At 65.6% G+C, this 10,205-nt stretch carries 7 protein-coding genes; 4 read left to right on the forward strand and 3 right to left on the reverse strand.

Going from position 1 to position 10,205, the window contains the following annotated elements:
- Positions 1–211: 211 nt before the first annotated feature.
- The gene (rpsB, locus tag VSR72_RS36935; protein ID WP_342957162.1) at positions 212–967 is read right to left on the reverse strand and encodes a 30S ribosomal protein S2; all 756 of its coding nucleotides are present in this window, start codon (positions 965–967) and stop codon (positions 212–214) included.
- 428 nt (positions 968–1,395) lie between these two features.
- Between rpsB and map the strand changes: the two genes are divergently transcribed.
- From map to VSR72_RS36955, 4 genes are all read left to right on the forward strand, one after another.
- Positions 1,396–2,217, forward strand: a complete 822-nt coding sequence (gene map / locus VSR72_RS36940) for a type I methionyl aminopeptidase (RefSeq protein ID WP_069265615.1) — start codon at positions 1,396–1,398, stop codon at positions 2,215–2,217.
- 281 nt (positions 2,218–2,498) lie between these two features.
- Entirely contained in the window at positions 2,499–5,078 is a 2,580-nt protein-coding gene (locus VSR72_RS36945; RefSeq protein ID WP_342957163.1) for a [protein-PII] uridylyltransferase, read from the forward strand.
- A 240-nt stretch (positions 5,079–5,318) separates the two neighbouring features.
- The gene (locus tag VSR72_RS36950; protein WP_342957164.1) at positions 5,319–6,275 is read left to right on the forward strand and encodes a hypothetical protein; all 957 of its coding nucleotides are present in this window, start codon (positions 5,319–5,321) and stop codon (positions 6,273–6,275) included.
- The gene (locus VSR72_RS36955) at positions 6,272–7,171 is read left to right on the forward strand and encodes a pseudouridine synthase (RefSeq protein WP_342957165.1); all 900 of its coding nucleotides are present in this window, start codon (positions 6,272–6,274) and stop codon (positions 7,169–7,171) included. The genes VSR72_RS36950 and VSR72_RS36955 overlap by 4 nt, the downstream gene beginning before the upstream one ends.
- A gap of 79 nt (positions 7,172–7,250) precedes the next feature.
- Here VSR72_RS36955 and def read toward each other — a convergent pair whose 3' ends face one another.
- Both def and ligA read right to left on the reverse strand, forming a co-directional pair.
- Positions 7,251–7,784, reverse strand: a complete 534-nt coding sequence (def, locus tag VSR72_RS36960) for a peptide deformylase (RefSeq protein WP_342957166.1) — start codon at positions 7,782–7,784, stop codon at positions 7,251–7,253.
- Entirely contained in the window at positions 7,781–9,850 is a 2,070-nt protein-coding gene (gene ligA / locus VSR72_RS36965; protein ID WP_342957167.1) for an NAD-dependent DNA ligase LigA, read from the reverse strand. Before ligA ends, def begins: the two co-directional genes overlap by 4 nt.
- Positions 9,851–10,205: the final 355 nt, after the last annotated feature.

The following is a 10,205-nucleotide window of genomic DNA, read 5'->3' on the forward strand; positions in this document are numbered from 1 at the left end:
CATTCGCTCCTTGAGTCTGTCTGGTACACGCCGCCCGCCTTTCGACGCGGCCGGCAGAAATTCGTTTCCGTTTCCGCCTGCGGTGAAACGCTTTTTTACAGCTGCTTCTACAGGGCTACGGTGCCGCTCATATGACGCGGCGACGAAAGTCGCGGCTTAAAAAAAAGGGGCCTATGGAAAGCCCCCTTTTCTTGCCGGACACGGGGGCAGCTTACGCCTCCGGGTTGACCTCGACGAACTCGTCGTCGCCTTCGTTGCCGCGCACAGCTGCGACCACTTCGTTCACCGAATTCGCACGGCCTTCGAGGATCGCGTCAGCCACGCCTTGCGTGTACAGCGCGACGGCCTTGCTGGCGTCGTCGTTACCCGGGATGACGTAATCGATGCCTTCCGGCGAGTGGTTCGTATCGACCACGGCGATCACGGGGATGCCCAGCTTGTTCGCTTCCGTCACGGCAATCTTGTGGTAGCCGACGTCGACCACGAAGATCGCGTCAGGAATGCCGCCCATGTCCTTCACGCCGCCGATCGACTTTTGCAGCTTGGCGATTTCGCGTTCGAACAGGAGCGCTTCCTTCTTGCTCATCTTCTCGAGCTCACCCGCTTCCACGGCTGCTTCCATGTCCTTCAGGCGCTTGATCGAAACCTTCAGCGTCTTGAAGTTGGTCAGCATGCCGCCGAGCCAGCGTGCGTTCACGAACGGCATACCAGCGCGGTTCGCTTCTTCAGCGATCGTGTCACGCGATTGACGCTTCGTACCGACGAACAGGATCGTGCCGCGGTTCGCTGCCAGTTGACGCACGTACTTCAGCGCGTCGTTGTACATCGGCAGCGTCTTTTCGAGGTTGATGATGTGAATCTTGTTGCGATGACCGAAGATGAAGGGGGCCATCTTCGGGTTCCAGAAGCGCGTTTGGTGACCGAAGTGGACACCGGCTTCCAGCATTTGGCGCATCGTAACTGCCATGTTTCAATTCTCCGCGAGGGTTTGGGTCTGAAGCCGGCTGCCGTATCGGTGCGCCCTCCCATTTCGGGAGATCGGCGCGCCCGACACCCTGGGTGCGCCGGCTTGCGAGTGTGCTACCTGAAGAAGATGCTTCCGAATGTTCTTCGCGCACCCGCCAAAATCGTCGAATTCCCGTACTTTGGCAAAGCGCTCCGCGGCAACGGCGGATTCTGCCGCCCCGCAAACTCCGAACATGAATTCGAAAGATATAGGAAGCGACTTAGCCGAAGAGTATAGCACGCAAACTACCCCTTACTCAAGACAGCTATTACCCGCGGAATATGGCCGCGGGGGAGCGGAACGGATCGCGACCCACCTTTTCAAAACTCAGCGACCACCCGCATTAGGTGCGATAATTCAATATTCGACTGCATTTTCGGGCGCATACCATGGCCATTTCGATCAAGAACGAACAAGACATCGCGCAAATGCGCGTCGCCTGCCGGCTGGCGAGCGAGGTGCTCGATTACATCACGCCGTTTGTCACCGCAGGCGTGACGACGGGTGAACTCGACCGCCTGTGCCACGAATACATGACCAATGTGCAGGGTACGGTGCCCGCGCCGCTGAACTATCAGCCGCCCGGCTACCCGCCCTACCCGAAGGCAATCTGCACCTCCGTGAACGACGTGATCTGTCACGGTATTCCGGGCGACAAGGCGCTGAAGAACGGCGACGCGCTCAATATCGACATCACCGTCATCAAGGAAGGCTATTTCGGCGACACGAGCCGCATGTTCATCGTCGGCGAAGGCTCGATCCTCGCGAAGCGCCTCGTGCAGACCACGTACGAATGCATGTGGCTCGGCATCGACCAGGTACGCCCCGGCGGCCATCTGGGCGATATCGGCCACGCCATCCAGCGCTACGCCGAAAGCCAGGGCTACAGCGTGGTGCGTGAGTATTGCGGCCATGGCATCGGCACGGTGTTCCACGAAGACCCGCAGGTGCTGCACTACGGCCGCCCCGGCACGGGCATCGAACTCGTGCCCGGCATGATCTTCACCGTCGAACCGATGATCAACGCCGGCCGCCGCGACATCCGCACCATGCCGGACCAGTGGACCGTCAAGACGAAGGACCGCAGCCTCTCGGCACAATGGGAGCACACGGTGCTCGTGACCGAAACGGGCTACGAGGTCCTGACGGTCTCGGCGGGCACGCCCGCCAAGCCGGCCATCGTCGCGCAGATGGCAGGCACGGCGGCCTGACTGCCGTAGAAAAAAGTGCCGGAAAGCGCTTCGTGGCGCGATCCGGCGCAAAATGGATGTGCTCGTAGCGCGTGTCCTGCACCTGCGGCCACGCCCAACGCGAGCGAGGCACTGCACGCGAACCCCGCCCGGCGCCACCAGCACGATGGCGCAGCTTACAAGGCAACCTGCAAAGCAGCCGACGCACTAACCGACGAACCCACGCGGCCATGCGCCATCAGCAGGCCGGCCGCGCGCACGACCAGCCGCCCGCCCAACCACGCCAGACACGACCCGAGCCCATGAGTGTTCCCGCTGTCGCCGTTCCCGATACGTCGTCGCTGAAGTCCGACTACAAGGCCGCCAAGGCCCAGTTGCTCGAGCGTTTCAAGACCGCGACCAATGTCGACTCGTTGATGCGCGCCCTCGCCCGCACCACCGACGACACCTTGCGCAGCGCCTGGAATCTCTGCGAGTTGCCGGCCACACTGGCGCTCGTGGCCGTGGGCGGTTTCGGGCGCGGCGAGCTTGCGCCCTGGTCCGACGTCGACATCCTCGTTCTGCTGCCGGACGACGAACCGCTCGCGCCGCTCGAAGAACGCATCGAGCGCTTCATCGGCCTTGCGTGGGATCTCGGACTCGACATCGGCAGCAGCGTGCGCAGCGTCACGCAATGCCTCGAGGAAGCCGCCAACGACGTCACCGTACGCACCTCGCTGCTCGAGGCGCGCTGCATCACGGGCAGCGATGCGCTCTTCGGCGACTTCGCGCAGCGTTATCGCGACGCCATGGACCCGCGCGCGTTCTTCCAGGCGAAAGTGCTCGAAATGCGCCAGCGCCACGCGCGCTTCCAGGACACGCCCTACTCGCTCGAACCCAACGTCAAGGAAAGCCCCGGCGGCCTGCGCGACCTTCAGTTGATTCTCTGGATCACCGAAGCCGCCGCCTTCGGCAGCAGCTGGAAGGAGCTCGACGAGCGCGGCCTCATCACCGGGCGCGAGGCGCGCGAACTGCGCCGCAACGAGGCGTTTCTCAAGGCGCTGCGCGCGCGCCTGCATGTGATCGCGGGCCGCCGCCAGGACATCCTCGTGTTCGACCTGCAGACGGCGGTGGCCGAAAGCTTCGGCTACAAGGCCAGCAGCGCGCGGCGTGCGAGCGAGCAGCTCATGCGCCGCTACTACTGGGCCGCGAAGGCGGTCACGCAGCTTGCCACCATCCTGATCCAGAACATCGAGGCGCAGCTCTTCCCGAGCACGAGCGGCATTACGCGCACGCTCTCCGAGCATTTCGTCGAAAAGCAAGGGATGCTTGAAATCGTCAGCGACGACGTGTTCGAACGCGAGCCGCACGCGATTCTCGAAGCCTTCCTGCTCTACGAGCAGGTGCCCGGTGTGAAAGGCCTGTCGGCGCGCACACTGCGCGCGCTCTACAACGCGCGCGAGACCATGGACCAGCGCTGGCGCCGCGACCCGGAGAACCGCCGGCTCTTCATGGAAATCCTCAAGCAGCCGGCCGGCATCACGCACGCCATGCGGCTCATGAACCAGACGAGCGTGCTCGGGCGCTATCTGCTGAATTTCCGCCGTATCGTCGGGCAGATGCAGCACGACCTCTATCACGTCTATACGGTCGATCAGCACATCCTCATGGTGCTGCGCAACATGCGCCGCTTCGCCGTGGCCGAGCATGCGCACGAGTATCCGTTCTGCAGCCAGCTGATCGCCAACTTCGAGCGCCCGTGGGTGCTCTACGTCGCGGCGCTGTTCCACGACATCGCCAAGGGCCGCGGCGGCGACCACTCGCAGCTCGGCATGGCCGACGCGCGGCGCTTTTGCCGCGAGCACGACATCACGGGCGACGACGCGGACCTGGTCGTCTGGCTCGTCCAGCAGCATCTGACGATGAGCCAGGTCGCCCAGAAGCAGGACATCACCGACCCCGAAGTCGTGAAGCGCTTCGCCGAACTGGTCGGCACGGAGCGGCGACTTTCGGCGCTCTATCTGCTGACGGTCGCCGACATTCGCGGCACGAGCCCGAAGGTCTGGAACAACTGGAAAGGCAAGCTGCTCGAAGACCTGTATCGCTCGACGCTCGCCGTGCTCGGCGGCGCCAAGCCCGACGCGCACTCGGAGCTCAAGACGCGCCAGGAACTGGCGCTTGCGCTGCTGCGTCTGGAGACGGTGCCGGAGCACGCGCACCGCGCGCTCTGGGACAAGCTCGACGTGGGCTACTTCCTGCGCCACGACGCCGCCGACATCGCCTGGCAAACGCGCGTGCTCTACCGCCACGTCGAGGCGCCGGAGCCGGTCGTGCGTGCACGCCCCTCGCCGATCGGCGAGGCGTTGCAGGTCCTCGTCTACGCACAGGACCGCCCCGACCTGTTCGCGACGATGTGCGCGTACTTCGACCGCAGCGGTTTGTCCGTGCTCGACGCGCGCGTGAGCACCACGCGCCACGGCTACGCACTCGATAACTTCATCGTTGCCCACACCGAAGGCGACGTGCATTACCGCGATATCGCGAACCTCGTCGAGCAGGAACTCGCCGCGCGCCTGAAGGCGACGGACAACGCCCTGCCCGAGCCGTCGAAGGGGCGTCTTTCGCGCCTTTCGCGTACTTTCCCGGTAACGCCGCGTGTCGATCTGCGGGCCGACGAACGCGGCCAGTACTACATCCTGTCCGTGTCGGCGAACGACCGGCCGGGCCTTCTCTATTCCATCGCACGCGTGCTCGCGGAGCATCATGTCGGCGTCCATGCGGCGCGGATCAATACGCTCGGCGAGCGCGTGGAAGACGTGTTTTTGCTCGACGGCTCGGGACTCTCCGACAACCGCCAGCAGATTCACGTCGAAACCGAATTGCTGCGCGCGATCGCAGTGTGAATGACCCAAGCGAAATACCCAGATCCATGCGAGCCAAACTGACAGCCAAACATCCGCGCCCGACCACTCCGGAACGCGCCCCCGTCCGCCGCGGCAGCACGACCGCGCGTAAGCCGGTGCGGCCGGCTGAAGTTCGGCCGGCGGACGCTCGGCCAGCATCGGCCGCGAAGACTTCCGCGGGGAAGCCTGCGCGCACCTCAGCCGGCCGCCCCATGCCGCGCACCGGCGATGCGCGCCCCGGTGAGCGCCCGGCTCGCGAAGGCGGGTTCGGCGACGAGCGCCGCCCGGCCCGTCGCTCCGGCGAAGAGGCGCGTGGATTTGCGCGCGGCCGCGACGAAGGCGGCGAGCGTCGTTTTGCGCGCCGCGCTGAAGGTGACGACCGGCGGCCGCCGCGCGGCCGCGACGAAGGCGGCGAGCGTCGTTTTGCGCGCCGCGCTGAAGGCGACGACCGCCGTCCGCCGCGCAGCCGTGACGAAGGTGGTGAGCGCCGCTTCGCGCCTCGCCCCCAAGGCGACGACCGCCGGCCGCCTCGCAGCCGTGACGAAGGTGGCGAGCGTCGCTTCGGGCCTCGCCCTCAAGGCGACGACCGCCGCCCGCCGCGCGGTCGTGACGAAGGTGGCGACCGCCCCTTCGCGCGACGTAGCGAAGGTGATGACCGTCGGCCGCCTCGCAGCCGTGAGGAAGGTGGCGAGCGTCGCTTCGAACGACGCACCGAAGGCGACGACCGCCGACCGCCGCGTGGCCGCGACGAAGGCGGCGCACGCCCGTTCGCGCGCCGTAACGAAGGTGACGACCGCCGCCCGCCCCGTAGCCGCGACGAAGGTGGCGCACGCCCCTTCGCGCGCCGTAACGAAGGTGACGACCGCCGCCCGCCTCGCAGCCGTGAGGAAGGTGGCGAGCGTCGCTTCGAACGCCGCTCCGAAGGCGACGACCGCCGTCCCGCACGTGGCCGCGACGAAGGCGGTGCACGCCCCTTCGCACGCCGCACCGAAGGCGACGACCGCCGCCCGCCGCGTGGCCGGGACGAAGGTGGCGCACGCCCCTTCGCGCGCCGCACCGAAGGTGACGACCGCCGCCCGCCGCGTGGCCGGGAGGAAGGCGATGCACGCCCCTTCGCACGCCGCACGGACAGCGATGACCGCCGGCCGCCGCGCGCCCGCGACGAGGGCACAGAGCGTCGTTTCGCACGCCCGGTGAAATCCGCGTGGAGCGACGACCGCGATGGCGGCGCCCGCAAGCCCGCGCGCCCCGTCAAGTCGGCCGAAAAGCCCTCACGCCGCACCGACGACGCCGAATCCACACCTCGCCGCACGCCGCGTGAGGAAGTCGACGGCGACAACACCCTGCGCCTGTCCAAGCGCATGTCCGAACTGGGCCTGTGCTCGCGCCGCGAAGCCGACGAGTGGATCGAAAAAGGCTGGGTGTATGTGGACGGCGAAGTCGTCGACACGCTCGGCGCCAAGGTCACGCCGGATCAGCGCATCGAGGTCGACCCGGCCGCACTCGCCGCACAGGCGCGCCAGGTGACGATCCTGGTGCACAAACCCGTGGGCTACGTGTCGGGCCAGGCCGAGGACGGCTACGAGCCCGCCGCCGTGCTCATCACCGGCGAGAATCATTGGGACGGTGACCATTCGGGTATCCGCTTCTCGGCCCAGCATCTGCGCACGCTTGCGCCGGCTGGCCGGCTCGATATCGACTCGACGGGCCTGCTCGTGCTGACCCAGGACGGCCGCGTGGCCAAGCAGTTGATCGGCGAGAGCTCGGACATCGACAAGGAATATCTCGTGCGCGTCACCTACAACGACATCGAGACCGAAATCGATCAGCACTTCCCGCCCGAATTGCTCGCACAGCTGTGCCACGGCCTCTCGCTCGACGACGTGCCGCTCAAGCCCGCGCAGGTGAGCTGGCAAAACGGCGAACAGTTGCGTTTCGTATTGCGCGAAGGCAAGAAGCGCCAGATCCGCCGCATGTGCGAACTGGTTGGCCTGAAGGTCGTGGGACTCAAGCGCGTGCGCATGGGCCGCGTGCTGCTCGGCGCGCTGCCGCAAGGCCAATGGCGCTATCTGGCCGCCGACGAAGCGTTCTAACGCCACATCGACGCCTCACGCCGCGCTGCATAAAAAAACGGGAGCCATCTGGCTCCCGTTTTTCTTGATGCTTCAATCTTCAGTCGTCGCTATTCGGGTCGAGTTCCGGAAACAGAACCTCGGTAAAGCCGAACTTGGAGAAGTCGGTAATGCGCATGGGATACAGCTTGCCGATCAGGTGATCGCATTCGTGCTGGACGACCCGTGCGTGAAACCCCTCGGCCACACGCTCGATAGGCGCACCGTACTGATCGAAGCCGTCATAGCGGATCATCGAATAGCGGCTCACGGCGCCGCGCATGCCCGGCACCGAAAGACACCCCTCCCAACCCTCTTCCATGTCGTGCGACAGCGGATGGATAACCGGGTTGATGAGCACCGTTTGCGGCACGGCCGGCGCCTCGGGATAGCGCTCGTTCCGTTCGAAACCGAAGATCACCACCTGCAAGTCGACGCCGATCTGCGGAGCGGCGAGTCCCGCGCCGTTCGCGGCGTGCATGGTGTCGAACATATCGGCGATGAGTTCGTGCAACTCGGGCGTATCGAAGTGATCGACGGGCCTGGCAATGCTGAGCAGGCGCGGATCGCCCATCCTGAGAATTTCGCGAATCATGTCGTTTGCCCCTCCAGGAGCTTGCGCATTCCTTCTTCGTCGAACACCGGCACGCCGAGTTCCTCGGCTTTTGCGAGCTTGCTGCCCGCGTCGGCGCCCGCCACCACGTAATCGGTCTTCTTCGACACCGAGCCGGCCACCTTCGCGCCGGCCGCTTCCAGCATTTCCTTCGCCTCGTCGCGCGAGAGCGTGGGCAGCGTGCCGGTGAGCACCACCGTCTTGCCGGCCAGCACGCCCACCGGCGCCTTCGGCGCAGGCGGACCTTCCGTCCATGTTACTTTGCCCGGCGCGCGCAGTTGCTCGATCACCGTGCAGTTATGCTCTTCCGCAAAAAACTCGTGAATCGCGAGCGCGACGATCGGGCCCACATCGTTCACTTCGAGCAATTCCTCGACTGTCGCACTCATGATCGGATCGAGTGAACCGAAATGCTTGGCGAGATCCTTGGCCGTCGATTCGCCCACGTGCCGAATGCCGAGCGCGTAGATGAAACGCGCAAGCGTCGTGGACTTGGCCTTCTCGAGCGAGTCGAGCAGGTTCTGCGCCGACTTGTCCGCCATACGGTCTAGCTGCGCGAGCGTGCCGAAGCCGAGATTGAAGAGATCGGCAGGCGTGCGCACGAGATTCTGGTCGACCAGCTGGTCGATGATCTTTTCGCCCAGCCCGTCGATATCGAGCGCGCGGCGCTGGGCGAAGTGCCAAAGCGCCTGCTTGCGCTGGGCCGGACAGAAGAGGCCGCCCGTGCAGCGAGCGATGGCCTCGTCGGGCAGACGCTCGATGCGCGAACCGCACACCGGGCACTCGGTCGGCATCACGAACTCGTGGGCGTCGGCCGGACGGCGGTCCATGAGCGCACTAACCACCTCGGGAATCACGTCGCCGGCGCGCCGCACGATCACCGTGTCGCCGATGCGGATGTCCTTGCGGCGCACTTCGTCTTCGTTGTGCAGCGTAGCGTTGGTCACCGTCGCGCCGCCGACGAACACCGGCTCGAGCCGCGCCACCGGCGTAATCGCGCCCGTGCGGCCCACCTGCACGTCGATCGCCAGCAGCTTCGTGAGCGCTTCCTGCGCCGGGAACTTGTGCGCAAGCGCGAAGCGCGGCGCGCGCGAGACGAAACCCAGTGCATCTTGCTCGTCGCGGCGGTTCACCTTGTAGACCACGCCGTCGATGTCGTACGGCAGGGCGTCGCGCTTCTCACCGACGGCACGGAAGAATTCGAGCAGACCTTGCGCGCCCTTCACGACCGCCCGTTCGGCATTGACCGGGAGGCCCATTTCCGCGTACCAGTCGAGCAGTTCGCTATGGGTGGCCGGCATCGGCTCGCCTTCGAGCACACCAATGCCATAAGCGAAAAACGACAGTGGCCGCTGTGCAGTGATCTTCGGATCGAGCTGTCGCAGGCTGCCCGCTGCGGCGTTACGCGGGTTCGCGAATTCCTTGTGGCCGGCGTCGCGCTGACGCTCGTTCATCCGCTCGAAGTCGCGGCGGAACATCAGCACCTCGCCGCGCACGTCGAGCACCTTCGGCACGCGCTTGCCCTTCAGGCGCAGCGGCAACGAGCGGATCGTGCGCACGTTCTCCGTGACGTTCTCGCCAGTCGCGCCGTCACCGCGCGTGGACGCCTGAACGAACACGCCATCGACATAGCGCAGCGAGATGGCGAGACCGTCGAACTTGAGTTCAGCGGCATATTCGACCTCGGCGACTTCCGCGCCCTTGATCCTGGCGAGCGCATCGGCCACGCGCTTGTCGAACGCGACGATGTCCTCGTCGGCAAAGCCGTTGTTCAGCGAAAGCATCGGCACGTCGTGCACCACAGGCTCGAAGCCTCCGGCGACTTCGCCGCCCACACGCTGAGTGGGCGAATCGGTCGTGATGAGGTCGGGATGCGCTGCCTCGATCTGCTGAAGTTCGCCGAACAGCTTGTCGTATTCCGCGTCGGGCAGCTCCGGCTGGTCGAGCACGTAGTAGGCGTGATTCGCACGCTCGAGTTCGGCGCGCAACCACACCGCGCGCTGCGCAGCGGTGGCTTCTTCGGGAGGACGGGCGGGGGTACGGACCATGCCTTGGGCAACTCGCTGTTGGAAATGATTTCGGACGTCAGATTATCTCAGGAAGCGGCGCGTGTCGCATCGGCCGAACGGCCATCTTCGTGCGGCGCCGAACGGGCCTCGCGAAGGTCCTGGCCGAATGGCTAACGCTGCGTCCATACCGCTGACGGGCGGTTCCTGCAATGCGAACTTGATTGCATTGCAACACGCGTGCCGGCAACCGCGCCCGCAGGCCCATGAACGATCGCCACGACCTGTCCACGCCATACGAGCCGTTCCGCCGGCGCACAAAAAAGGCGCGGCGCCATTACGGCGCCGCGCCTTGTCTGCGAGCAGGTTGCGAGCCCTCTGCCTTACTGGCTGAACA

It is taken from the genome of Paraburkholderia sp. JHI869 (genome assembly GCF_038900775.1).
Lineage (GTDB): Bacteria > Pseudomonadota > Gammaproteobacteria > Burkholderiales > Burkholderiaceae > Paraburkholderia.

Bases quoted from the DNA above. Each gene is read 5' to 3' on its own strand.
- rpsB (WP_342957162.1), bottom strand. From the start codon at position 967: ATGGCAGTTACGATGCGCCAAATGCTGGAAGCCGGTGTCCACTTCGGT.
- map (WP_069265615.1), top strand. From the start codon at position 1,396: ATGGCCATTTCGATCAAGAACGAACAAGACATCGCGCAAATGCGCGTC.
- VSR72_RS36945 (WP_342957163.1), top strand. From the start codon at position 2,499: ATGAGTGTTCCCGCTGTCGCCGTTCCCGATACGTCGTCGCTGAAGTCC.
- def (WP_342957166.1), bottom strand. From the start codon at position 7,784: ATGATTCGCGAAATTCTCAGGATGGGCGATCCGCGCCTGCTCAGCATT.
- ligA (WP_342957167.1), bottom strand. From the start codon at position 9,850: ATGGTCCGTACCCCCGCCCGTCCTCCCGAAGAAGCCACCGCTGCGCAG.